This window comes from Verminephrobacter eiseniae EF01-2 (assembly GCF_000015565.1).
Lineage (GTDB): Bacteria > Pseudomonadota > Gammaproteobacteria > Burkholderiales > Burkholderiaceae_C > Acidovorax > Acidovorax eiseniae.
In genome coordinates this window covers 3170577-3194779 of record NC_008786.1, presented here as the reverse complement: position 1 = coordinate 3194779, position 24203 = coordinate 3170577, and the positions used below count along the sequence as shown (strand labels likewise).

Genomic DNA, 24203 nt, shown 5'->3' with positions numbered 1-24203 from the left:
GGGCCATGCCGGCAGCCTGTTCGCCCGCCGGCGGGGCCAGTGGCCCAAGCCCGGTGCCTGCGGGCCGATGCCAAGCGGGCCTGCGCCCGCCCGCGCATGGCTGGCCCGCCCGAAGCGGCCGCTGCAAAGACCCGCGCCTTGCCATCTGCCAGGCGCAGCGGCCCCGCACCCCATCATCCCTCGCCCCGATGAAGTGGCAGCAGCCACCAGACCCTTGAAGTCCGTTGGCGCGATGCCCCGCCAGGGGGATGTGGCGCCCGCACCGAGTCGGCGAACACCCATGGCAAGCACCCCGTCAAAGAGCCGCATATGACCATCACCGCGACCGTCGAGATGGCCCGCAACCCCGCGATGCCGGAGCGCGAGCGTGCGCTTTTGAACCTGGCCCACCCCTCCAGCACAGTGACGTTGACCTTCTCCGAACCGGTGGACGTGAACGGCTTTACCGTGACCCCGCCCGAAAACTGCTGGCTGGGCGGGTGGACGCGCCCATCCGATACCGTGTGGAGCGCTACACTGACTGCGGGTAACGGCGTGCAGCGCCAGTCGAGCAGCCTCAGCGTCAGCACGGCCAACGATGCCGGTGCGCCGGGCACCAGGCCGCTGGCAGTGCGCCATTTCGACATCGACACCCTGCGGCCCGCACTCGCACACATGGACATATGGACACCGACACATACGCCGGCGACAGCATCACCGTGAACGCCAGACAACTGCTGATCCGCTACGGTGAAGCCCTGAAGGCCACCGACGAGGTCGCCCCCGGCGCCTTTACCGTGCTGGTCGATGGACAGCCCAACGCCGTCACCGGTGTCAGCGTGAATGCGGACGGGACCGTCGCCCTGACGCTGGCCACCGCCGTGGCACCGGGCCAGCAGGTGAGCGTCGGCTACGACCCCGCAAGCAGCGCCACCGTCATACAGGACGCCGCCGGCAACGCCGCCGCCGGTTTCGACCAGATGCCGGTCGCCAACGATACCGCTGCGCCGACCCCCGCTGCGCCCCGCGCATCAGCGGCCCCGAAATCCAGGCCGCTGGACCAGGACCGTGACGGCCTGCCCGACGCCCGGGAGGAGCAGGCTCCCGGCATCACCGGCCCGGATGGCGCCGTCACCGGTGACGGCAACGGCGACGGCATCCCGGACAAAACACAATCTGCCGTGGCCTCGACCCAGACCGTCACCCTGGTCGCCGGCAGCCGGGATGGCAAGCTCGGCCCCGACAGCCTGGCACGCATCACCAGCCTGGAGCACAAGGCCGCGCCTGCGCAGTTGCCCCCGGAGATGGAGATGCCCGTCGGGCTGCTGAGTTTCTCGGCGACGCCGGGCGCGACAGGCCGCAGCGAGAGTTTCAGCCTGTACGTAGACCCGGCGCAGGGCGCCAACGGCTACTGGATCGAGGACGACACCGGCATCTGGGTGAACCTGGCCAGCGCGCCCTACGGCGGCAAGATGGTGACCGAAGGCGGCCGCCTGCGGCTGGATTTTCAGATCGAAGATGGCGGCCGGTTCGATGCCGACGGCAAGGCCGATGGCGTCATCACCGTGCTCGGGGCTGCGGCGTATATGCCGCTGTCCATCATCGGCAAGAGATCCGAAGATCAGGCCCTCGATTTCTGGTTCTGAGCGCCTGCCCCCCATATCTCCCCATACCTCCATAGCCGCCTGGCACTGCCTGGCATCGGATGACCGCTGCCGCGACCGGTGCCGGCGCAACCCGGGGCGGTTGCGGTCTTCCGTGCAACGCCAGGGCCAGGGAATCGGCAGTGGCCGCGCTCGTATGAACGGCTTTCCCCGATCCATCGATGGACTGCGGGCCGGTGGCAGACGGCGCCGGGTCGTCCATCGCGACGCCCCGACCGGCGCGCCGGGCGACCCCGCGACCCCGCATCCCAGAACTCCGGGCGCGCCAGCGCCGTCATCTCATGCGGCGGCGGCCCTCGCTGGCAGGTGCGCCAAGCCATGCGCGCCAGGCGTGAGATCGGCAAGACGCCAGCGGGCGCGCCCAGCGTCGCGCCAGATCGGCCACGCCGGTGGGCGCCCGAAGAACGCCATTGACCCGCGCGCGCCGACCTATACAGTGGCATATACAGTGGCCGTCACGGCGCGGCCGTCGTCTGTCTTTCACCCCCACCACGGAATCACCCGATGCCAACCCGAATCCTGCGCTTCTTGCTGTTCATGGCGTGCGCGGCCTGCGCTGGCGGTGCGGGCAGCGCGCCGGCCTATCCCGACCGGCCGATCAAGCTGATCGTGCATACGACGCCCGGCTCGGCATCGGACGCGGCGGCCCGGCTGGTGGCGCAAGAGATGGGGCGCCGGCTGGGGCAGCAGATGGTGGTGGACAACCGCGCCGGCGCGGGCGGCGCCATCGGGGTGAATGTGGTGGCCAAGGCCCCGGCCGACGGCCATACGCTGCTCGCCGGGGCTTCGAGCGTGATGGTGATGCTGCCGGCGGTGTCCAGGCGCAAGCTGCCCTACGACGCCGATGCCGACTTCGCGCCGATAGGGCGCATCAGCGCCTCGCCCTTCCTGCTGGTGGTGGGTGGCCATTCCGGCATCGCGAGCCTGGCCGAACTGCTCGCAGCCGCCAGGGCCGACCCTGGCAGGATCAGCTACGCCAGCGCCGGCCCGGCGACCAATCCGCATATGCTGGGCGAGATGCTGAGCCTGCTCAGCGGCACCGTGCTCCGCCATGTGCCGTACAGGGGGCCGGGCCCGGCCCAGATCGATCTGCTCGGGGGCAGCGTCGATATGCAGTTCGACACCCCGTCGGCCACGCTGGCGCTGATCCAGGCCGGCAAGCTCAGGGCCTTGGCCGTGACCGGCAGCACGCGCCTGGCCGCGCTGCCCGAGGTGCCGACGGTGGGCGAACTGGGCTACCCGCAGTTGCAACTGCTGGGCTGGACGGCTTTGTACGCGCCCCGCGCAGTACCGCCTGCCGTGCTCGCGCTGCTGCAGGAAACGCTGCGGCAGACGCTGTTGTCGCCCCCGGTCCGCGCCGGGCTGCTGGCAATGGGCAGCCAGCCCGATACGCTGATCGGCGACGAACTGCTGCAAGAGCAGCGCAAGAGCCGCGAGCGCTGGCGCCAACTGGCGCAAGATCGCGGCATTGCGTTGGACTGAACGGAGCCGGCATGACGAAGACGACGCTGCGCCTGGCGGTGCGCGACTGGGACTACCTGACCCCGCTGGCGCTCGGCGATGTGCGCTCGGACGCGCTGGAGGTCCAACTCCACCGCGTGGCGGCCCTGCCCGACCTGGCGCGCGATCTGCGCTACGACGCCGGCGAGATCTCGTTCAGCCGCTATGCGCAGGCGCGCGCGCGTGGCGACGAGGCCATCGCCGGTGTGCCGCATTTCCTGATGCGCGCCTTCCGCCACCGCTGCATCATCACTGCGGCGCACAGCCCGTTGACGCAAATCAGCCAGTTGGCCGGCAAGCGCATCGGGCTGACCGGCTGGCAGGACTCGGGCAATGTCTGGACCCGCGCCATCTTGCGCCAGGCCGGCATAGGCATCGAAGACGCCCGGTGGTTCGCCGGGCGCCTGACGGCTGCGCATCCGGTGGCCGACCGGCTCGGCGGCCATGGGCGGGCCGGCCGCATCGAGGCCGTGGCCGGCGAGCGCCCCCTGGTCGATCTGCTGCACGCGGGCGCGCTCGACGCCGTATTCACGCCCTTCATGCCGCCCGGCTTCTTCGCGCCGGACTCCGGTCTGCGGCCTTTGCTGCCCCGTTGCCGGCAGGCCGAGGTCGACTATTTCCGGGCCACGGGCTATGTGCCTGGCATCCATCTGCTGGGCATCAGGCGGGCCTTGGTGCAGGCGCAGCCGGGCCTGCCGCAGGCCCTGAGCGAATTGCTCGACGAGGCGGCCCGGCTGTGGCTGGAAAAGCGCCGCAAGTACGCCGACACCACGCCCTGGTTGATCGACGAGCTGCAGCAGACCGCGCGCGACCTGCCCGACGCATGGAACCGCAACGGCTTCGCGCACAATGAGCCGATGATTGCCGACTTCGGCAAGGAATTGCACGCCCAGCAGATCACCCGCGCCTGCCTCTCGCCGCAGGATCTGTTCCCGTCGGACATGCGCTCGCGCGCCGCTCGAACCCAAGGATGAATGATGAAAGTCGCACTCGGCCAGTTTGCCGTCCGCCCTGAATGGCAGCGCAATGCCGATACCTGTCTGGAATTGATGGCGCAGGCCGGGCGCGAGCGCGCCGATCTGCTGGTTCTGCCCGAAGGCGTGCTGGCGCGCGACATCACCGACCCCGACCTGGTGCGCAGGTCGGCGCAACCGCTCGACGGCCCGTTCGTGACCCGGCTGCTGCAAGCCAGCCGCAGCGCGCCACTGACCGGGCTGACGGTGATGATGTGCGTGCATGTGCCGGCCGCGAACGACAAGGTGTTCAACCTGCTGATCGCGCTGCGCGACGGCCAAATCCTGGCGCAGTACCGCAAGCTCCATCTCTACGATGCGTTTTCGGCGCAGGAGTCGGCCAATGTCATGCCCGGCGACGAGGTGCCGCCCCTGATCGAGGTCGCGGGCCTGAAACTGGGCCTGATGACCTGCTACGACCTGCGCTTTCCCGAACTGGCCCGGCGCCTTGCGCTCGACGGCGCCGAGGTGCTGGTGTTGCCCGCAGCCTGGGTCAAAGGCCCGCTCAAGGAGGCCCACTGGGAGTTGCTGCTCAGCGCACGCGCGCTCGAAAACACCTGCTACGCCGTGGCTGCGGGCGAATGCGGCGAGCGCAACATCGGCCACAGCATGGTGGTCGATCCGCTGGGCGTGGTCGTGGCACGCGCCGCCGAAAGCCCGGCCCTGCTGATCGCCGCGCTCGACCCGGCGCGCATCGCCCATGCCCGCCGGGTCTTGCCCGTGCTGGCCAACCGCCGCTTTGCCAGACCCGAGTTGGAGCCTGGGCGGTGATGCCATCGACGGTGCCCGTCGGCCAGCGGCACCACACCACGGCGACCACGGCGTCGTCAGGCCGATGGGGTTGAAACGACCGGCTCGACCGATGCCTGCGGCGCCACCCGCTCGGCATAGCGGTTGAAACGCCAGGCTTTGTGTTCGAGCGTGATACGGCGCCACACCATGCGCTTTTGCGCCGGGGTCATTGCCGGCCAGCACCGCACTTCGTCGACAGTGCGCCCGCAGCCCTTGCAAAGATCGTCACCCTGGCTGGTCGAACAGATGGCGATGCAGGGCGTATCGGGCGTGGAGTCGTACCAGGCCCGCCATGCGGCCAGCGCTTGCGGCGGCCAGCGGTCTTCGGCGGCCTCATCCTGATGCCGGTAAACCATCAGCGCATAGACCTCGGCGAGCGCCCGGACCTCGGGCGCCAGCGTGATGCCGTCGGGCGACGGCGCACGGCTGCGCCAGTGGTTGATCGCGGCTTCGATATCGGTGATATGGATGGCGGCCATCGGGCGGTGGTGGCGGTGGTGGTGGAAGGCGGGCAGTCACTGCCCGGGGGTCATGCGATCTTCCGGGCATATCCAGGGTGCGCAACCCGGAGCGCGACACTTTACCGGCACCGGGGCGCGGCAAGGTCTCCGGAAAGGCAATGCGCCGCGGCAGTTTGCAAGCCATCGACGCCACGACAATGCGCCACGGCAATGCGCCATGACTTTGCCGGCAGCCGCCCCGGCGCCGGGCGTGCGCAGCACCAACGGCTTCACGGCTGGCACGGGCGGAGCGCAACTGCATGGCGCCGTAGATGCCGCCGAACTGCATCAGCCGCTCGGGCACGATGCACGAGTGCACCAAGAGGAAGGCGCCCGGCATGTGCCGGCCCATGCCACCGATCATCAGCGCCAGCGACAGGCAAGGCCCGGCCAGCGCGCCGCTGCGCGCTCCAGGGCCGGTCTGGCCCGGATCGAAGCCCACGCTGGCGAGTACCCTGGAAAGACAAGACCGGCAGGCGCCGGTGGTGAACGGCAGGAAGGTTGCCGCCGTCACCGCGATGTAGCGTGTGCCTGCCGCAGGAGAGCGGAAGGCGCTATGCATACGGGCTTTCGCAGTGCATCAGCTTGCCGCACAAGAAAATGACATGGACGCCTCCCGCCGCCAGGGCGAACCGATTGAAAAGTGCCGCAAGCGCTGAACACGACCTGCCCACCGGGTACTTCGCACCTAGTGTCGCGTCACCGATCATCTGTCGGTCTGCGCTGGCCATCGAAGCGCATCGCGGCGTTGCATCGCTTGCCAATACAGCTCGGTATGGACTGCGCGATGCGCCTTGCGCTACGCTCCGATGGCTGCGCGCAGCCTACGACATCTGATCCGTGACACGACACTAGGGCAACAGTGCACATCCGCCCTGACCGGGCAAGGCATTGCCGGCAGCGGGTGCAAGCAACGGCCCGCCACCATGGTGCTGCGTCCCTTCAACAGCGCAACCCCGACCGTGCTGGCCTGCCCACTGCTGCCCACTGGCGCACGGCGAGCGCCCGGGCGAGACGGTCTTGCCGCGTTGCTGGTCGCCGGCTTGGTGCCTGGGCGCGGGCTTGGTGCCGGCTGCCCTGCCCAGCCATATGCTGTGCGGCTGGCGGCGGTTTGGCGCTGGCTTGCCTGCCGGGGGTGTTTTACTGCACCGTGGCGGCCAGCCACCCGCGCAGGCTGTTGATGAACGCCCAGCCCTGTACCCGGGGCCTGTCGGTCAGGCGCAGCACGGCCTCTGCCACGCGCCCTTCGCGCAGCGCCACGGCGCGGCCCACGCCGGGCAGCAGGCCGCAGCAGCATGGCGGGGTCACCCAGCGGCCGTCGATGTATGCGGCGATGTTGCCGAAGGTGCTTTCAGTGATCTCGCCGGCCTCGTTCCACAGCAGCGTGTCGAACACCCCCGGCGCAGTCGGCGCAAAAGCCGCGTAATGCGCGCGGCGCGTCGTCTTGTAGCGCACAAACTCGCTGTGCGCCGCCGTGAACGCCCGGGTGGCCAGCGCCAGGCGCACCGGCTCCGATGCGGCGTGCAGGGCAAAGGCCTCGGCCCGGGGCCGGCCCGCAGCGTCCAGCAGCAGGCGCACACGCCAGCGCTGCGCCAGGTGGCGCTGCGCCAGCGCCCGCAGGCATTGCTGCACGGCATCGGCATCCCACGGCACGCCGAAATGCGCCGCAGCGCCGCGCAGGCGGGCCAGGTGCTCGGGCAGATGGCGAAACGCTGCGTCCTCCAGGGCCAGGGTTTCCAGCAGTTCGAACGGCATGCTGGCGCGCTCGACGAAGGCGCGCTTGTACTGCCATTCGCGCCACTCGGCATCGGCCTGCGCGCCGCAGGTGATGCCGCTGCCGATGCCGCAGTGGACGCGCTGCTGGCCGCCCTGCGTATGCAGCACCACGGTGCGTATCGGCACGTTGAACGTGGCGGCCACGGCGCGCAGCCCATCGGCCCCGGCGGGGCCGCGAGGCCGCACCACGCCCACGGCGCCGCAGTACACACCGCGCGGGGCAGGCTCGAGTTGGCGGATCATCTGCATCGCGCGCACCTTGGGCGCGCCGGTGACCGAACCGCAGGGAAACAGCGCAGCAAACACATCGGTCAGCGTGGTGCCCGGCCGTGTGCGCGCCTGCACGTCCGAGGTCATCTGCCACACCGTGGGCAGAGCCTGCGTGGCAAACAGCACCGGCACGCGCACGCTGTGCGGCAGGGCGATGCGCGCCATGTCGTTGCGCAGCAGGTCGACGATCATCACGTTCTCGGCCCGCTCCTTGGGTGCCGTGCGCAGCCACTCGGCGTTGGCCATGTCCTGCCCGGGCGTGGCGCCGCGCGGGGCCGTGCCTTTCATCGGGCGGGCCACGATGCGGCCGCCGCCGGGCGCATCGTGCCAGTCGAAGAACAGTTCGGGCGACACCGACAGCAACTGCTCATCCCCGGCAACGATATGCGCCGCGTAGCCGCCAGGCTGGGCCTGTTGCAGCGCGGCAAACAGCGCCTCGGCGGCGCCCTGCAAGCGGCCCCTGAGCGGGGCGGTGTAATTGACCTGGTACAGCTCGCCCGCGCTGATGGCCTGCTGTATGCGGGCCAGCGCTGCGTCAAACGCGGCACGCTCCGGGCCGTCGGCCCACTCCACCCGTGCCGGGTCGGCCGCCCGCTGCTGCAGATTGTCATCCGGCCAGGGCATGGGAGCGTCGTGCACGGCAAACCAGGCCAGCGGGCCATCGGCCGCGTGGGTTTGCAAGGCGGTGTCGAACGCCGCCGCTGCCTCATAGCGCAGATAGCCCACGCACCAGTGGCCGCGCTGCGCTGCGGCATGCACGGCGTCGAGCACCGCGCGCACGTCGGCATGGGTGTGGGCCAGCAACAGTTGGCGCGGCCTGCCAAAGGCTTGGCGCAGGCGCGCGGCCTGGCCGTCCAGCGGCTGGGTGAAGTCGATGCGGGAGGTAGTCGTCAAGATAGGCCCTGGCGCTCGTTCTGACAGCGCGTGCAGCTATCGATTACAAATCATTCGGGGCTTGACCGGCAACGCCAGGCGCTGTGCCCGTCGGTGCCAATCACTGGCGTGCTCTGGCGTGCTCTGGCGCTGGAATCCATCGGCACGGCGTCGGTGTTGCATCCCGGACGATCATATGGCCGCTTGTGAAACGGATGCGGGTGCCCCCTGGTGCCACTCCTTCATGGCCTGCATAGGTGTCTTGCTGCCCAGCGCTGACTGCGCAAGTTGGTTGTACAGGGCCACATGGCGCGGCAAGGTCTGCTCCATGTCCTCGCGGCTGTTGCACCTGTGGGGCCTCAGGACATCCGCTATGCGGCCATCGAACCTCTCGACCATGCCGGTGGCCCTGGCACTGAAGGTGTGGTTCAAATGATCGAACAGAGCGCGCCCGTCGGGCAGGTTGAACGACACTCGATCGCGTCGAAGTCATTCAGTAATTCCATTCCCGAATCATCCGTGCGCTTTGCCGGCGTCGCTTGCCGTGCATTCGTGCTGTCTGCGCTTCGCCTTCGCGCTCACGAACGATTGGGAAATGGAATCACGGCTCAGGCGCCTGCGGCTTCATCGGCGCGCAGCGCGGCGCGCAATTGCGCGCCGATTTCGGGTTTGTCGGCCAGGGGGTCGGTGGGGTTGCGGCCCAGCACGATGTCTTCCATGCGCGTCTGCACGGAGGCCAGGGACTTGGGGTGGCTGTAGATGTAGAACCGGCCTTGGGCGACGGCGTCGAACACCTTTTGGGCAACGGCAGCGGCGCTGACCTTGCCGCTGCCCACGGCCTTGTTGCTCATGGCCCGGCTGATGCGTTGGCTTCGGGTGGGCCTGTCGGCCGGCAGGCTGGCGGGGCGGTTGCGCTGGCTCTGGTGGATGGCGGTGGAGACGAAAAAGGGGCATAGCACGCTGGCGCCGATCTGGTCCGTGACCAGCGCCAGGTCTTGGTACAGCGTCTCCGACAGGCTGACCACCGCGTGCTTGCTGACGTTGTAGATGCCCATGTTGGGGGCTGCCAGCAGTCCCGCCATGCTGGCGGTGTTGACGATGTGGCCGCGCCAGGCCGGGTCTTTGCCTGCGGCGGCGAGCATCATCGGGGTGAACAGACGCACGCCGTGCACCACCCCCCACAGGTTCACGCCCAGCACCCATTCCCAGTCCTTGACCGAGTTCTCCCACACCAGGCCGCCTGCGCCCACGCCGGCGTTGTTGAACACCAGGTGCGGCGCGCCGAGGCGCTGCTGCACGTCTTCGGCCAACTGCTGCATTCCGGCGGCGTTTGCCACGTCCACCTGGCGGGCCAGCACCTGGCGGCCCGGGCTGCAACTGGCCCGCATTTCGGCCGCTGCGGTGTCGAGCGCGTCCCGTTGCACATCGACCAGCACCAGGTTCATGCCCAGGCGCGCGCCGATGCGGGCGCATTCGAGGCCAAAGCCGGAGCCTGCGCCGGTCAGCACGGCGGTCTTGCCGTTGAAGTCTTCGATCATTTCCGATTCCTTTCGCTACAGGTCAGCCATACGGCAGGTCGATGCACCTGCCGGCTCAGACGGGCAAGGCGCGCGCCAGCAGGCCCTCGAAGTCGATCCCGGCGCCCAGCGTGCCGAAGCCGTAGCCCCAGTCGCCGCCCAGGCGGGATGCACAGAAGGCGCCAAACACGCTGGCCGGGGCGCTGCGGTACAGCAGGGCCGCTTGCACGGCCAGGGCCATGTCTTGCGCCAGGCGGCGGGCTTGGGCCTCGCTGCCCATGGCTTCGATGCGCAGTGGCAGCGCGCTGGCCATGCGGTCCAGCGCCGGGTGGGCGCCGCGTGCGGGGGCCAGTTCGTCGGCCAGGGCGGCGGCGCTGTCGGCTCGGCGCAGCGCTCGCAGCAGGTCCAGCGCCATGATGTTGCCCGCCCCTTCCCAGATGGAGTTGAGCGGCATTTCGCGGTAGATGCGGGCCATGGTGCCCGCGCCGCCCTCTTCCACATAGCCGTTGCCGCCCAGGCATTCCATGGCCTCCTGGGCAAATACGCTGCCGCGCTTGCAGACCCAGAACTTGGCCACGGGCGTGAGCAGCCGGGCCATGATGGCTTCGTGCGGGTCGCGCTCTTGCCGGTCAAAGGCGCTGGCGAGCCGGATGGACAGCGCCGTGGCCGCTTCGCTCTCCAGCGCCAGGTCGGCCAGCACATTGCGCATCAGCGGCTGATCGATCAGTTTCTTGCCAAAGGCCATGCGCTGGCGCGCGTGGTTCAGCGCCAGCGCCAGCGCCTGGCGCATCAGGCCGCTGGTGCCCAGGGCGCAGTCGAGCCGCGTCATGATGCCCATCTCCAGTATCTGCGCCACGCCGCGCCCTTCCTCGCCGACGCGCCAGGCCACGGCGTCGATGAACTCGACCTCGGCGCTGGCGTTGGCATGGTTGCCCAGTTTGTCCTTCAGGCGCTGGATGCGCAGGGTGTTGATGCGCCCTGCCCCGTCCTCGCCTGCGGGCAGCACGCGCGGCAGGAAAAAGCAGCTCAGCCCGCCCGGCGCCTGGGCCAGCACCAGAAACGCGTCGCACATGGGCGCCGAGAAAAACCACTTATGGCCCGTCAGGCGGTAGCGCGGCCCCCAGGCGTCGGCCCCATCGGCCAGCGCCTGTGTGGTGTTGGCGCGCACGTCCGAGCCGCCCTGCTTTTCGGTCATGCCCATGCCCATGGTGAGCGCGGATTTTTGCGTGTACGGCACCAGGCGCGGGTCGTACCGGGTGCCGGCCAGGCCGGTATGCCAGTCGGCCCACAAGGCGGCATTGCCGCGCAAGGCGGGTATCACGGCGTAGCTCATCGACACCGGGCACAGCACCGAGGGCTCGGTCTCGGTGAACAGCATGAAGCCTGCGGCGCGCTCGGTGTGCGCATGGGTTGCCGCCGCCCCGGTGCGGGTCCAGGCCGTGGCGTGCAGGCCGTGGCGCAACGCGGCGCCGATCAGCGCGTGGTAGCTCGGGTGAAATTCCACCATGTCGCTGCGCTGGCCAAAACGGTCGTGCGTGTGCAACTGCGGCTTGTGGGTGTTGGCCAGACGCGCATGCTCTTGCATCTGGGCCGAGCCCATTTCAGCGCCCAGCGCACTCAGCCAGGTCAATGGCAAATCCGCGCAGTGCAGGCGCACAGCGTCCTGCAAAGGCAGGTTGGTGGTGAACAGGTTCACGTCGACCCAGGGCGCGCTCTGGTTGAACACGCGGTGGGTGCTGGCCGGGCATGGGTTCATCGGGGACTCCTGAGGCTCCTGCAGGGCAGGCAGGCACGCGGCACGGGCTGTTTCATGGGCCCGGCCTGCGTGTCAATGGGTACGGGGGGCTGGCCGCGAGCACCTGCCCGCGCCGGCGCGCGGTCGGCGCGGGATCGGCGCCGGCATCGCGATGGCAGGCGCAAGCCTCACCGTGGGCGGCTGCGATCAACTCATGCAGTATCCCGCACTCGCCCGTGACCTGGCCGGGATGGCAGCGAGCGCGCAAAGCGGCCAGTTGCCGCTCCAGCGCGCGCATGCTTTTCAGGCGCGCCCGGGCCCGGGCCAGTTGTGCGTCTATCAGTCGGTCGATGTCGCCGCAGTCGGCGCCAGGCTGTGCGGCGAAGTCCAGCAATCGCTTCACGTCGGCCAGCGAAATGTCCAGCGCCCGGCAATGGCGGATGAACGCCAAGCGTTCGAGATGCGGCTGGGCATATGAGCGATAGCCGTTGTCGCTGCGTGCCGGAGCGGGCAGCAGGCCGATTTTTTCGTAGTAGCGAATGGTTTCGATGTCCACACCGGTCGCCCGCCCCAGTTCACCGATACGCATCGCCGTTGCCATGGAAACTCCAAAAGAGTGGCGCCGATTTTATACGTGGCCCCGATGCCGGCATTGCCGCGCGCAGCCCGGGTTTTCACGGAGATGAAATCCACGCCAGCGTCAACCAGTTGACATCGGGCACCGGCCACGCTTGCCTACCATCGAAAGGCGACACAAAAGACGGCACAAGAGGCGGCACAAAAGGCTGCACAAAAGGTGGCCAGCGGGGGCGGCAAGCGCGCCCATCGTGCTCCATTCGGGTCTTGCGTTCATGGCATCACGTTCGGCCTTGCATCCGCAGTGGGCACACACTTCACCGCAAAAGTTGGCAATCAGATGGATAAAAATGGATAAAAACGGGCAGATCATCGAGCGGGAAAAGGGCTTGGCGCGCAAGCTGTCGCAGCGGCAACTGACCATGATCGGCCTTGGCGGCGCGATCGGTACGGGGCTTTTCATGGGCAGCGGCATCGCCATCGGCTACGCGGGCCCCGGCGTGCTGCTCAGCTATCTGATAGCGGCGACGATTGCGCTGATCATGATGTACAGCCTGTCCGAGATGGCGGTGGCCCATCCGACGGCGGGCTCCTTTGGCACCTATGCCGAGTTGTACCTGAGCGAGTGGCTCGGCTTCATCGTGCGCTACACCTATTGGGCGGCCCAGTCGATTGCCATCGGCGGCGAGGCGGTGGCGATTGGTGTCTATATGACGTTCTGGTTTCCCGGCGTCCCGGTCTGGATGTGGACGGCCAGTTTCGGCGCCGCGATCATCCATGCGAATACGCGCTCCGTGTCGAGCTTCGGCAGCCTGGAATACTGGCTCTCGGCCATCAAGGTCATGGCCATCTGCATTTTCATCACCGCCGGTCTGGCGCTGATTTTCGGCATCGGCCACGCCGCCGTGGGTTTTGGCAATTACACCGCCGATCGGGGGTTTTTGCCCCATGGTTTTGCGGGCGTCTGGATGGGGGTGTTGATGGCCATTTTCTCGTTTTATGGCATCGAGATCATTGCCGTGACTGCCGGCGAAACGCAAGACCCGAAAATCGCCGTACCGCGCGCGCTGCGCACGATGATCGTGCGCCTGGTGCTGTTCTATGGGCTGTCGCTGGCCATCATGTTGGCGATCGTGCCATGGGCCGAGGCGGGGGCCAAGGGCGTGACGCAAAGCCCGTTCGTCAAGGTGTTCGCCTATTACGGCTTTCCCTATGCCGCCGCAGCGATGAATTTCGTGCTGATCACCGCCGCGCTGTCGAGCATGAACGCCAATTTGTACCTCTGCGCGCGCATGTTGTTTTCATTGGCCCGCGGGAATTTTGCCCCGGCGGCGTTCGGGCAACTGAACCGCCAGGGGGCACCCGTGCGGGCCACGCTGGTTTCCAGCGTCGGGGTATTGATCGCGGTTCTGACCAGCATGTTCAGTTCCAGCGCCTACCACTATATGTTCGGCGTTGCGCTCGGCGGCGGCATTCTGGTCTGGCTGATCATTTTGGCGAGCCATCTTTCATTCAGAAGGCATTGGGCAAGGAATGATCTTGGCACGTTATCGTTTCGTGCCCCATGGCTTCCATGGCCTCAGTATCTTGGCATTTTTCTGCTGACGGCCATTTTGGTGACCATGGGGTTCGATCGCGAATTCTGGAATGTCGGCATCATTTCCGTCACGGTCTGGGTCATGGTGCTGGGCAGCGCCTATTGCCTGCGGAACGTCTTGCGCAGCCTGCGTCCGAAATCCTGAGGATGGCGCGGCAACGCGCAGGGGGAAACTACAGGCGGCGGGTCATCAGGATATGGTCGATGCCGGCTTCTTCCCAGGGCGCGCCCTCTGCGGCAAACCCGGCCCGGCGGTAGAACCCTTCGGCGCTGCATTGGGCGTGCAGTTGCACTTGGCGGTCGCCGCGTGCACGCGCGGCCTCCAGCAGCGCGTCCAGTAGCTGCCGCCCCCACTGCGCACTGCGCACGGACCGGTCTACCGCCAGGCGACCTATGCGGCCAATGCCGTCTTGCGCGGGCACGCCCGGCAGCAGGCGGCCGGTGGCCACGGCCTGCCCCAAGCGGTTGTAGGCGACGACATGCTGCGCGCTGGCGTCGAGCGCATCGACCTCGAGGTCTGCCGCAATGCCTTGCTCACGCACGAACACGGCGTTGCGCAGACAAGCCGCATCGTGGCCCAGCGCATTCCAGTCGCCGCTGCGCAGTTGCACCATCGCGGCGCCGGCCTCGAAGTCCTCGAAAATCGAGCGCAGGGTCGGCGGCATCGGTTTGGAGGTCTGCGTGGCCGGGTCGGCAAATACATAGACCAGTTCGCCCGACACCAGCAACCGGTCTGCGCTGAAGATGCCGGCCTGGAACAGGCTCGACGAGTTGCCCATCCGCGCGCAGCGCAGGCCCACATCCAACTGATCGTCCAGACGCGCCGAGGCGTGGTATTGCAGCGTCGCCTGCTTGACGTACATCTCGCCGCCCAGGGCCAGCATGCCGGCTTCGTAGGGCAGCGCCAGCGCGCGCCAGTAGTCGGACATGGCCGTGTCGATGTACATCAGGTAATGCGCGTTGAACACGATTTTTTGCATGTCCACCTCGGCCCAGCGCACGCGCAGGCGGTGAAAACAGCGAAAGTCGCTGCGTTGCATGGTCGGTTTGACTCCGTTCACTTCGATCACTCCTGTACGAAAGCGCGACGCAAGGCCCGGGCTGCGTCGGCATGGGCCTGGCGCGCCTCAGGGATGGCGCGGCCCATCTTGATGAATTCGTGGGTCACCCCACGGTAGATATCCAGTTCCACCGCCACCCCGGCCAGGCGCAGTTTGTCGGCGTAAGCCACGCCCTCATCGACCAGCGGATCGTACTCGGCCAGGCCGATCCACGCCGGCGCCACGCCGTCGACATCCGGCGCGAGCAAGGGGGCGAAGCGCCAGTCCTCGCGCTCCTCGCGGTTGCCGGCATAGTGGTCGAAAAACCAGCGGATGGCGGGCGCCTCCAGCACCAGGCCCCGGGCAAAGCGGGCGTGGGACGGGTGCTCCTGATGGGCCGCGCAGCCCGGATAAAACAGCAGTTGCAATGCCAGCGGCAAGCCCGCATCGCGCGCCAGGATGGCGTTCACGGCCGCCAGGGTGCCGCCTGCGCTGTCGCCGCCGACGGCCAGGCGGGCGCGGTCGGCCCCCAGCAGCGGCGCGTTCGCAGCGAGCCAGACCAAGGCATCCCAGGCGTCGTTGCTGGCCGTGGGAAAGCGATGCTCCGGCGCCAACCGGTAATCCAGCGCCACCACCATGCACCCGGCCAGGCGCGCCAGTTCGCGGCACAGCGTGTCGTGCGTGGCGATGCTGCCAATGGTGAAGCCGCCGCCATGCATGTACAGCAGCAGCGCCAGCCCAGCCGCCGTGGACGGCGCATAAAGCCGCGCAGGCAGCGCATGGCCATCGCGGGCCGGGATGCTCAGGTCTTGCACCCGTGCCAAGTCCGCCCGGGGCAGTTCCAGCACGCCCGATCTGGCCTCGTAGGCCAGGCGTGCATCCCGGGGCAGGAGCAGGTGCAGCGACGGCCGGCCGGCGCGGGCCATGCGTTCGAGCACAGCGCGCATCTGCGGGGTCAGGCGGGCGTGGGGCAAATCAGTCAACGGTCACGCAGTACGAATATGCGGCAAGCGACGCCGACAAAGTGCACGGATGATTCAGGAATGGAATAACGCCAGCGACCCGCACCGGCTGACCGGCGCACGGCAAGGCGATTATCCTCGCGCCGGGTTGCGGCACCCACCCGGAAACCTGAAGTGCCCCAGTGTCGCGTCACCGATCATCTGTCGGTCTGCGCTGGCCATCGAAGCGCATCGCGGTGTTGCATCGCTTGCCAATACAGCTCGGTATGGGCTGCGCGATGCGCCTTGCGCTGCGCTCCGATGGCTGCGCGCAGCCTGCGACATCTGACCGATGACGCGACACTAGCAGTCCGGACCGGCATTGACGACATTGTTGTTATTGGCGCTCAATTTCGGTTTGCATGCCCTTACCCTGCCGGTCCGTGCCACGATGATGTGCCGTATCTCCGACGCACTGTCTGTGTCGGTCCGTTGGATCGTCAGGGTCAAAGCTGCAGGCGCCCCGCCGGTGGTGACAGAGTACCCGGAACTATCGAACCTGATATACGGACCGGATTCACCGGCAGTACCGTTTCCCGCGATGCTGAAATAAGACTTCACGGGTTCCTGTTTTTGCACGATGGTAGCCATGCCGGGGTTGCTTTGTTTTTCACGGTTGACATAGACGACCCAACCGCTTGCCCATCCCGTGCCAAGTGGCTGGACGAAAGCACTTTTGCCGGATTTCATGGCCTCGCTCTTGGCGGCATTGATGGCGGCCAAAAGCGTGTTGGTCAGCGATGTAAGCTCGGAATTGCGCAGATATTGAACGAAGCTGGGTGCCGCGAGCGTCATCATCACCGCCACGAGCGCGATGGTGACCATCAGTTCGATCAACGTGAAGCCGTGGTCCCGGCCTTTGCCGGTATGGCGTTTCATCATGAGGGCCAGCACAGGCGGGGGACCGAACCCGTACAGCTTTTCTCGCCGATACTGGTCATCGTCAGATCTCCCACTTCCGGATCGGCTTGTCTCGGAGAGGCTGTCACTTTCACACAAGTGGTGATCGGCGCAGCTTCAGAACAGGCAACTGCACTGAGTACGTAGTAAGAGCCCGCGAATGTGTCTCCGGAAAAGGTTTTGAATGGGGCCGTGTTTGGGGTTGGAACGCCTGTCTCTTTGGCAGTGGTGAAAGCCAGGTAGCTGTTGCGCTGGGTCATATAGCGTTCCTGCTGCTGCAACAGTTGCACCAGCGCTGTTCGGCCTTGGGCCCTGCGGCCTTTGATCATCGAGTTCGTGTAAACAGGATAAGCGACGGCAACGAGCACCCCCACGATTGCCAGCGTGATCATGAGTTCAATCAGCGTGAACCCTCGGGAAGATTTTCGAAAGGCCATCATGGCGAGGCGTTCTTCAGATCCAGATAGTTGAAGACTTGTCGCCAACTGAGCCGGCCGATAGTCTCGCTGATCGTAACAGGCGGAGCGCTGCTGTCTATGCCCCCCTGGGCTTGCGTAAAGCGATGCAATGTGACGGTGCGAATGCGCTGGCCGGCGCTGTCGCTGGGCGACACCCGGGCGTCACCGTCACTGGCCTGAAGCACCGGCGGGCCCAGCAGGCCCAGGGTGGAAGGCACATAGGTTCCGGCGCCGTTGTCGATGCTCAGAACATACTGATTGCCGCCCCCCATCGCATTCGCGCAAGACGCAGCGCCCGTCGCCGTCGAACCGGGAATCTTCGAGTTGATGGCGACCGTCAGAGCGCCCAAATCCAGCGCCGCCTGGTCGACACGTTCGCCGGTGACGGGCAAATCAAAGTACCAGCCGGCGCGAGCGGCCTGCGTGTCGGCCATCGGACGCCCCCACTGGAAAGCGCTGACAGTCACTTTTCTGCCGTCCTTATCGACAGTCCCCGCCCGCAGGCGGCTGCGGCCCGTGATGACACTGGTTGCGCTCGCCCGGGACGCCCCGTCCGTCGTCCGGGTGCCGTCGTCATAAATGGCATACACCGTTTGCTGGGTCGTTGAGACGCTGTCCCTCGGCTCCAGGTATTTTCCGGTACCGACCACGACGTAGAACGACTCCACCCCCCCCACGATCGGGCCGGGCAGAATGACCGGCGCGGCAGCGATGGGTTGCACTTTCGGGACGGTATCCCCTGTGCGCGCGATGTACAGCGGAATCGGAGTGGGAGTGCTGGTGTCGCCCTGGTTGAAAAACGACAGCTTGCCCATGTTCCAGTCCCTTGTCTCCTTACCGGCGAACTGCAGCCGCCACAGGTTGCCATGCAGATCACCCATGTAGATGTCCGTCATTTCGCCTTGGATGCCGTACAAGGCGCTGAAGTTGATCAAGCCTGTGGGGTTGCTTCTCGCCAGCGTGGAGTTTATCGGTAGCGACACTTTGAAGTAATTGTTCCCCAAACTCCAGGCTTGGCCCGCAGGCTTGTCCAATGCCAACAGGAACAGCGCCGGTTGGCCCGTGGCGCTGTTTTTTCCGTTTTCAGGCCGATAATTGTTGACGCCGCTGCCCACCACGGCAAACCAACGATACTTTGCGGGCGTGGTGGTGCTGCTGGCAGTGCCGTCGGTAACGCGGGCGGCCTGGGTCATGATCTTCATGACTTTGGGTGTGCCCACCACTTGGCCTATGTCCGGGTCATCGGCGCGCGTAAATTCCCACATCACATTGGCGGCGTCGAATTGCGCCGGGTTCGACACGTCCAACGCAAACACGCCGGGGCCGCCACCACCGGTGCCGGAAACCAGCACCGTTTTCCAGTCGGTGGCTGCACCGGTATTCGCTACCTGCGCATCTGCGACCACCGAAGGGGCATCCACGTAGTTCTGGTGATTGATGGCAAAGCCAGGATCTGTCAAGGCGGACAGTTTGGGCGCCAGCCAACTGGGAATATAGGCAAACAATTCATCGCCCGTTTTGGCATTGAACGCATGGAGCATGCCGTCATTCGCACCCGCAAACACGACCGGCACGCGCTGGGCGTATTGCTCGCTAAAGGCCTTGTACCCGGCGTCAGTGAATGCCGCCCTGGAGGGGGCGCCGGAATACGAGATATTGGAGTTGACAATGTCCCCCAGCAAGGAACCGCGCACCCGAAACGGGTTCCCCTCTTTGCTGCGATCACCGCGCAGGTAGGAGACCCGGGCGCGTCCCATGTCGTCCGGGGCTGCCGACGGGTTATACCTGTTCATATACCCCTTCAATGTATCGTTGATCGTGGCCCAAGTGAATCCGACGACTTCCGATCTGGCGGATCTGCTTGCCTGGGTGATAAAAATTTTGCGGGTGACGGCTGAAGGGGCACCAAGCTGCGTCGCAGCACGCCAGAGCGGCGGCCCCAGCACCGGCGCATTCGCCTGGCTGGCGTTCAGGATGATCTTTTCTGCAACGACATCGCCGCTCCAATTGCTGGTATCGAATGTGGCTGAATATATCACCGAGGGCGAATCCGGGTTGGTGCTGAGCTTGCGGCCCGTATTCATGCTGCCACCGGCCACACTGCGGGTGACGACCGATCCACGGCTGAAAATATCATCGAAAGCATTGAGCAGATCACGCGCAGGCTTCGGCTTTGCGGTGTTGAAAACATAGTAGGTAGCGGCCTCACCCGGGTCATTGGTTTTTTGCCAGACATCATCGTTGAAATTGCCGGTCTGGTCCTGGAATGGATTGCCTTTGGCATTATAAGGTTTGCTGCCGGGATTGAACGGATCCGTTTCAAAACCGCCATATTTTGCTGCCATGAATAACTGATTGACGTTACGGCGCCATGCAGCATTATTCTGATTTCCCCCCTCATTGACATCAAAAGCGAATGTTTTCACCCGCAAGCCCGGGCGCTGCTTGTCGCGTTGCTCCGTCCATCCGGTGCCGCGAATATCGTGCGTTCTGGCCCAGTACGCAGAACCCATGATCTGGCTCATCTGGATATCGTTTGGCACAGCGTAGTTCGGGGTATGTGGATTGCTAACACTCTGGGTGTTTCCTTGTCCATCGATATAAGAAGTACCGGCAGCTTTTTTCTCAAACGCCTGAACGATCCCGCGCCAGTAACTGATATCTGGAATGTTTTTTGCCGCGTCTGCTGCGGGCAGGCGATTGCCATCATGCGTGCCGTCATCTCCAATCACCAGGATATTGCTTTTGACACATGAGTAGTCACCGGTATTCGGGCGCCCATCTCCATACGGATCATGCCAGGTCGTAAAGTAAGGAAAGCCATCGGCCATGTCATCGGTGATGGGCTTTGCGATGGCCGCAGGACTCGGCTGAAGTCCCTGCAAATACCGGAGCGCCTCATAATGAAGCTCACCCACGGGATCGTATACCTTGTATACGCCAGGCTTGGTACCGGAGCGGCCAAACCTGTTCAGATAATTGATGATCCCGCTGATGGGCGGCGATGCATTGGCATCGGGATTGGCGGCAAACACACCGGTGTTGGTATCCCACTCGATATGCGGATTGCCTCCGGAAGGAGTATTGTCGCGGCCGCTGATGTCGTAAGTTTTTGCACCTACATATTTCATGGGCACGCGCAACACGCCACCATAGCGACCATTCTCCCTGCTTCGGGTTTGATCCAGCAGATAGCCAAATGCTGCAAAGCGCATTTGATCACTGTATTTTTGAATGACGCCCGTTGGCTTGAACTTGCCATTGGGATATTGCGTGCAAAAGTTGTAGTTACGACTATCCTGAAGGACACCTGCACGATCGACGTTGCAAACTTGCACGCGTGCGTAAAAGAAACCATCGGAATTCAAAGCGCCTGGTGCAGCCTCGGCCGCAGGTGCAGGTGGTCTCCAGTCTCCAGTGTACTCCCCGACATAGCACACCGGTACCCACCAAAGAATCCCCTGTGGGGTTCCCAGTTTGGATGTATCGCATTGGATGCCATTGACGGCGGGAGTAATACTCCAAGTCTGGTTTGATCCATACCAGACTGCTTTGATACCACTGAATGAACAAAATTCTCCACGCTGGGCACAATAAACCAGACCTTCAGGGATACCATCTTGCCGGAAGGTCGCACGTTCTCGGGCCGAGGTGGACGGGATATTATTGGCTCGCGCACCATAGTCGACAGCGAATCCCAGGTTGAAGCCCCGGAGATCCTCATCACACCGATTCGATGAAGGCAATGGTGATCGCGAGGTTCCGAAATAAATGCGGTTGAGAGTGTTGAGCACATGAATGTCAGAGTCATTCGCATCCGTGATCATGGATGCGGGGACTGCACCCCAGTAAGCACCTGTGCCGCCGCCATCTCTGCGCAGGATTTTCTTCGGGAAGTAGTAGCCGTAGCGCCACATGCAAATCGGATCGCCGTTGGGTATCATGGCACGCTGCAAGATGGTGAGCGTTGGTGTGTCAATGGAACGGTCACCACCCGAAAGAGCCAATCGATACATGTCAATGGCAGAGCCGGATGCCCAGTTCAGGAAATTGCCGCTGAATGCATTGGTGCATCTGCGTTTGTCCGCCGAACCGGTCCGGTCGAATCGCTTGTAGTCTGCGATTTGTCCTCCTGGTGCGAGAACTTCCGTGGGGCGGTTATTGTACGTGTAGCAACCCTCTGCATCGTAGTATCCCAAATACTCTGTGACAGTATTATAGGAAGCATCGTCTCCCCCTCCGGCTACATTATATTCAGCCCCCACCGTCGGATGCTCCACGGACAGCGCCAACGTCATGGCAGGCTTGTCCACCGTCATCTCCGCAAACAAGGGTACGGTCGCCAAATCGACCGCTGGAATGTTTGGTGGCGCTGATTCTTCGCCAATGGCCACCCAGGACAGGGGTATCAAAGCGAGCGCAAAAATCCAGGGCGCATAAGCGGCCAGGTGCTGCGGCAGTCGCTGGCGCAGCACTTGCAGTTTGCACCCAAGGCCGCCAGGCATGTTTTCTCTGAAGGTGGGTGCAGGCATGTGAATCCCTCTCAATTGCGGTAAATCATCTGGAGCACGGCTTGTGCTTCTTTATTCGGACCAAAACCCATGGCGGTGACGCGGTATACATAAGACAAGGTTTCGCTGCCGGTCAACTCGTTTTGGTTGGTCGTTCTGAATGATCTGGTCCCATGCTGATCTGGAATGATTTCTATCAGATAACGCGGCTTTTGGGCTGGCCGTATGCCTGTCGGTCCCGTCGGAAAGGCACGGCCTGTGTATTTGCCGAATTCCACTGTTTTGGCATTGCCGTCCGTGGCTTCAAAGTCAACCGTCAACCATACCGGTTTGCCAGTGGCTTTCAAAGTGCACAAACCAATGCTTTGGTCTGCGCTGCCGCAATTGTCAATGAATTTGGCAAGGTCGACCTCGTTGTGCTTGAAGACCGCACTTCTGTTACTGGTGGAGTTGGCAGACTGGCCCGTGATGTCGAATTCCGCGTCGACCAGACCAGCCTCTGCCGCTTGCCAGGCTATTTGCATGTCCCTGTCATTGCGGGTGCCGCGCTCTGCCATCATCGCAATCCGCATGCCGCCGACGCCCAATATCGACACCACGATCAGTATCAGCATGACGATGATCAGCGACAAGCCACGTTGTCTCGCCGGTCTCGAAGAAGCAGGGAGGGGCCGCAGCCCCGGTTTGCAGGTGGGCATGTCAGTTTTCATCCTGGGCGTTGCGCAGATGCACGGTGAAAGTCAGGGTCTGGCGCAGGCGGCCATCAAACGGGGGGGTGTATCTGCTGCCCGGGTCATTGCTGCTGGAAAAAGCCGCGCCTTCGGTTCCTGAAGCGGAGTCTTTTGTGATTCCGAGGGGATAAAAGGTTTGATTGCCACCGTCCGGCTTGGCCGAACCGGGTGGCCCCCGAAGCACGACGCCAATGCGGATGCTGCGCACCCGGCGCCAGTTGGCGTAAGTGGCCGCCTTATTGATAGAGGCCGGCTGACCGTCGGACACTGTCAACTGGTCCGCGCGCAGATAGCGGTCAGCAACCCTGTCTGTCGTGCCGGGAACTGCGGTGTTGGCAGGGCCGATACCATCGACGCCATAGAGCACCTGGAAGTTTTCCACCCCCGAGATGATGGGCTGGGCATCGTAGGGGGCGGCCCCGGTCTCGGAGCGCGCGCACATGAGGGCTGGCTCTGCACCGGCGCTGTCCTCCTTCACATAAAGAATGCTCACCAGTTTGTCGCCCGGCTCTGTCGGTGCGTTGGTTGCGGCGACGCCGGCGCAGTCGATCATCGTTTTGTCAGAGGTTGCGCTGTCGGCAGTCGCTGAACTGGTTTGGTAGCGCAGCACCAGAATGTCACTGCCATAACCGACTTCGCCTGATTGGCGCTCAGTGCCACTGTCCCACTCGCTCTGGGTTCCGCGCTTGGCGTTGTTCACGCCAAAGATGTCGGGCGGCGCCAGGGCGTTGCCGGGCGCGGCGCCCAGTCGTTTGGTTTCGGTGGCAAAGCGCAGGTTTTTGTAGCCTGTTTGCGCTCCCAGGCGCAGCACCAGGTTTTGCAGGAAGCGGCCGTTGTCGCGCAATTGCGATGCGGCATCGACGGCGGTGAAACCTTCACGCGCAAACAGCAAGGACGCGGCGGCGGCCAGCACGATCAGCAGGCCCAGCGCCATGGCCACCATCAGTTCGATCAGCGTCATGCCATGCTGCGGGCTTGGCTGACCCGAGCGTCGGATGGGGCAGGCCGGCAGCATCATGTGGTGCTCCTGCCGGCGGCTGGTGCGGCGTTGGCGACCGGTGTGCTGGCGGCTGGCGTGGTGCCGGTGGCCGGTGCGGGGTCCCCGCCGGTGACCGGAACGATGACGTAGGGGCGGCTGCCGTCATCAGTGGCTTTTTCGAAACCGGCAACCGTGGAGCCGGTGCCGGTGTTGGTGCTGCGGCGGGTCCAGCCTATCTTGATATACGCAATGTCACCGGCGTCATCACAGTCCCATTTCGCAAGGCCGGACTCGGTGTCGTAAGGGGCGCCATCGAAGCAGACTTTGACCTTTGCCTGCGGCAAATCGGCATGGACCCTGGCGAGCCAGTCGGTCATTTGTGCCTGCGCGACCTCGGTGGTGGATGAACAACCCGTGCTGGCATTGGCGACGCGCAGGCAGTAGTTGCTGGCGTCCTGCTGCATGTAGGGGTTGCTGTCTTTGGGGTGGACGGCAATGGCATTGTTCCCGCGCATCATTTCCGCCAGTTCGTTCGCGAGCATGACGGCCTGGGCCTGCAAGCGCGCCTCGCGGTTGGCCTGCAGCGCGTATCCCTGCATGCCCACGGTGCCCAGAATGGCGAAGGTCAAAATGACAATGGCTACCAGCACTTCGAGCAGGCTAAAGCCTTTCGAAGGGCCGGGGCGATGGCTTGTGCGGGGCATCATATGGCGCAAATTGTGGCGTCGGGCCGGTTGCCGCCGGCATACCGCCGATGCTTTTGGTTTGACCGTCGGGCGCAAAACAGCGCT

22 protein-coding genes and 1 pseudogene are annotated in these 24203 nt (G+C 64.9%); 9 read left to right on the top strand and 14 right to left on the bottom strand.

From position 1 onward, the window contains the following. The first annotated feature begins 309 nt into the window (after positions 1 to 309). The 5 genes from VEIS_RS13855 to VEIS_RS13835 all read left to right on the top strand — a co-directional run bounded on the left by VEIS_RS13855 (position 310) and on the right by VEIS_RS13835 (position 4927). Entirely contained in the window at positions 310 to 702 is a 393-nt protein-coding gene (locus VEIS_RS13855) for an Ig-like domain-containing protein (protein ID WP_041950043.1), read from the top strand. Continuing rightward, positions 663 to 1625 (top strand): SwmB domain-containing protein, encoded by a 963-nt coding sequence (locus tag VEIS_RS13850; protein ID WP_041950042.1) that lies wholly within the window; start codon positions 663 to 665, stop codon positions 1623 to 1625. Before VEIS_RS13855 ends, VEIS_RS13850 begins: the two co-directional genes overlap by 40 nt. A 522-nt stretch (positions 1626 to 2147) precedes the next feature. Further along, positions 2148 to 3125 (top strand): Bug family tripartite tricarboxylate transporter substrate binding protein, encoded by a 978-nt coding sequence (locus tag VEIS_RS13845; protein WP_011810575.1) that lies wholly within the window; start codon positions 2148 to 2150, stop codon positions 3123 to 3125. A gap of 11 nt (positions 3126 to 3136) precedes the next feature. Beyond that, complete coding sequence (locus VEIS_RS13840) at positions 3137 to 4117, top strand: substrate-binding domain-containing protein (RefSeq protein WP_011810574.1); 981 nt, start codon at positions 3137 to 3139, stop codon at positions 4115 to 4117. Beyond that, complete coding sequence (locus tag VEIS_RS13835) at positions 4118 to 4927, top strand: deaminated glutathione amidase (protein WP_041950041.1); 810 nt, start codon at positions 4118 to 4120, stop codon at positions 4925 to 4927. It begins immediately after the preceding gene. A gap of 56 nt (positions 4928 to 4983) precedes the next feature. Here the strand turns inward: VEIS_RS13835 and VEIS_RS13830 are convergent, their stop codons facing one another. Beyond that, complete coding sequence (locus VEIS_RS13830) at positions 4984 to 5427, bottom strand: DUF3717 domain-containing protein (RefSeq protein ID WP_011810572.1); 444 nt, start codon at positions 5425 to 5427, stop codon at positions 4984 to 4986. Positions 5428 to 5798: 371 nt separating this feature from the next. On the opposite strand from VEIS_RS13830, the gene VEIS_RS13825 reads away from it, so the two are divergent. Together VEIS_RS13825 and VEIS_RS28760 are read left to right on the top strand one after the other, a co-directional pair. After that, positions 5799 to 5972: a hypothetical protein gene (locus tag VEIS_RS13825; protein ID WP_157048512.1), complete on the top strand. Its 174-nt coding sequence runs from the start codon at positions 5799 to 5801 to the stop codon at positions 5970 to 5972. A 167-nt stretch (positions 5973 to 6139) separates the two neighbouring features. Beyond that, positions 6140 to 6292: a hypothetical protein gene (locus tag VEIS_RS28760; RefSeq protein ID WP_157048511.1), complete on the top strand. Its 153-nt coding sequence runs from the start codon at positions 6140 to 6142 to the stop codon at positions 6290 to 6292. Between the two features lie 296 nt (positions 6293 to 6588). Here VEIS_RS28760 and VEIS_RS13820 read toward each other — a convergent pair whose 3' ends face one another. The 5 genes and pseudogenes from VEIS_RS13820 to VEIS_RS13800 form a co-directional block, all read right to left on the bottom strand. Further along, positions 6589 to 8388 (bottom strand): chorismate-binding protein, encoded by a 1800-nt coding sequence (locus VEIS_RS13820; protein ID WP_011810569.1) that lies wholly within the window; start codon positions 8386 to 8388, stop codon positions 6589 to 6591. Between the two features lie 152 nt (positions 8389 to 8540). Further along, positions 8541 to 8778, bottom strand: a pseudogene (locus VEIS_RS13815) (IS481 family transposase); the annotation flags it as partial. Positions 8779 to 8975: 197 nt separating this feature from the next. Next, a complete protein-coding gene (locus VEIS_RS13810; RefSeq protein WP_011810567.1) occupies positions 8976 to 9905 on the bottom strand; it encodes an SDR family oxidoreductase in 930 nt (309 codons plus the stop codon). Positions 9906 to 9960: 55 nt separating this feature from the next. Then, positions 9961 to 11640, bottom strand: coding sequence for an isovaleryl-CoA dehydrogenase (locus VEIS_RS13805; protein ID WP_011810566.1), 1680 nt, complete (start codon positions 11638 to 11640; stop codon positions 9961 to 9963). Between the two features lie 52 nt (positions 11641 to 11692). Next, positions 11693 to 12220, bottom strand: a complete 528-nt coding sequence (locus VEIS_RS13800) for a Cd(II)/Pb(II)-responsive transcriptional regulator (RefSeq protein WP_011810565.1) — start codon at positions 12218 to 12220, stop codon at positions 11693 to 11695. A gap of 325 nt (positions 12221 to 12545) precedes the next feature. On the opposite strand from VEIS_RS13800, the gene VEIS_RS13795 reads away from it, so the two are divergent. Next, positions 12546 to 13937, top strand: coding sequence for an amino acid permease (locus VEIS_RS13795; protein WP_041950039.1), 1392 nt, complete (start codon positions 12546 to 12548; stop codon positions 13935 to 13937). A gap of 28 nt (positions 13938 to 13965) precedes the next feature. Here the strand turns inward: VEIS_RS13795 and VEIS_RS13790 are convergent, their stop codons facing one another. Together VEIS_RS13790 and VEIS_RS13785 are read right to left on the bottom strand one after the other, a co-directional pair. Then, a complete protein-coding gene (locus tag VEIS_RS13790) occupies positions 13966 to 14832 on the bottom strand; it encodes a YbgC/FadM family acyl-CoA thioesterase (RefSeq protein ID WP_011810563.1) in 867 nt (288 codons plus the stop codon). A gap of 26 nt (positions 14833 to 14858) precedes the next feature. Beyond that, entirely contained in the window at positions 14859 to 15815 is a 957-nt protein-coding gene (locus VEIS_RS13785) for an alpha/beta hydrolase fold domain-containing protein (RefSeq protein ID WP_041950038.1), read from the bottom strand. Positions 15816 to 15976: 161 nt separating this feature from the next. On the opposite strand from VEIS_RS13785, the gene VEIS_RS26325 reads away from it, so the two are divergent. Then, on the top strand, positions 15977 to 16129 hold the full coding sequence (locus VEIS_RS26325; protein WP_157048510.1) for a hypothetical protein: 153 nt from the start codon (positions 15977 to 15979) through the stop codon (positions 16127 to 16129). Between the two features lie 7 nt (positions 16130 to 16136). Here the strand turns inward: VEIS_RS26325 and VEIS_RS13780 are convergent, their stop codons facing one another. The 6 genes from VEIS_RS13780 to pilV all read right to left on the bottom strand — a co-directional run bounded on the left by VEIS_RS13780 (position 16137) and on the right by pilV (position 24194). Then, complete coding sequence (locus tag VEIS_RS13780; RefSeq protein WP_232287689.1) at positions 16137 to 16712, bottom strand: GspH/FimT family pseudopilin; 576 nt, start codon at positions 16710 to 16712, stop codon at positions 16137 to 16139. Then, a complete protein-coding gene (locus VEIS_RS13775) occupies positions 16712 to 17173 on the bottom strand; it encodes a type IV pilin protein (protein WP_011810560.1) in 462 nt (153 codons plus the stop codon). Before VEIS_RS13775 ends, VEIS_RS13780 begins: the two co-directional genes overlap by 1 nt. Then, on the bottom strand, positions 17170 to 21723 hold the full coding sequence (locus tag VEIS_RS13770; RefSeq protein ID WP_011810559.1) for a pilus assembly protein: 4554 nt from the start codon (positions 21721 to 21723) through the stop codon (positions 17170 to 17172). The genes VEIS_RS13775 and VEIS_RS13770 overlap by 4 nt, the downstream gene beginning before the upstream one ends. Before the next feature lie 11 nt (positions 21724 to 21734). Then, entirely contained in the window at positions 21735 to 22334 is a 600-nt protein-coding gene (locus VEIS_RS13765) for a pilus assembly PilX family protein (protein ID WP_041950037.1), read from the bottom strand. Positions 22335 to 22401: 67 nt separating this feature from the next. Further along, on the bottom strand, positions 22402 to 23448 hold the full coding sequence (locus VEIS_RS13760; RefSeq protein ID WP_265259899.1) for a PilW family protein: 1047 nt from the start codon (positions 23446 to 23448) through the stop codon (positions 22402 to 22404). Beyond that, positions 23448 to 24194, bottom strand: coding sequence for a type IV pilus modification protein PilV (pilV, locus tag VEIS_RS13755; RefSeq protein ID WP_232287688.1), 747 nt, complete (start codon positions 24192 to 24194; stop codon positions 23448 to 23450). Before pilV ends, VEIS_RS13760 begins: the two co-directional genes overlap by 1 nt. Positions 24195 to 24203: the final 9 nt, after the last annotated feature.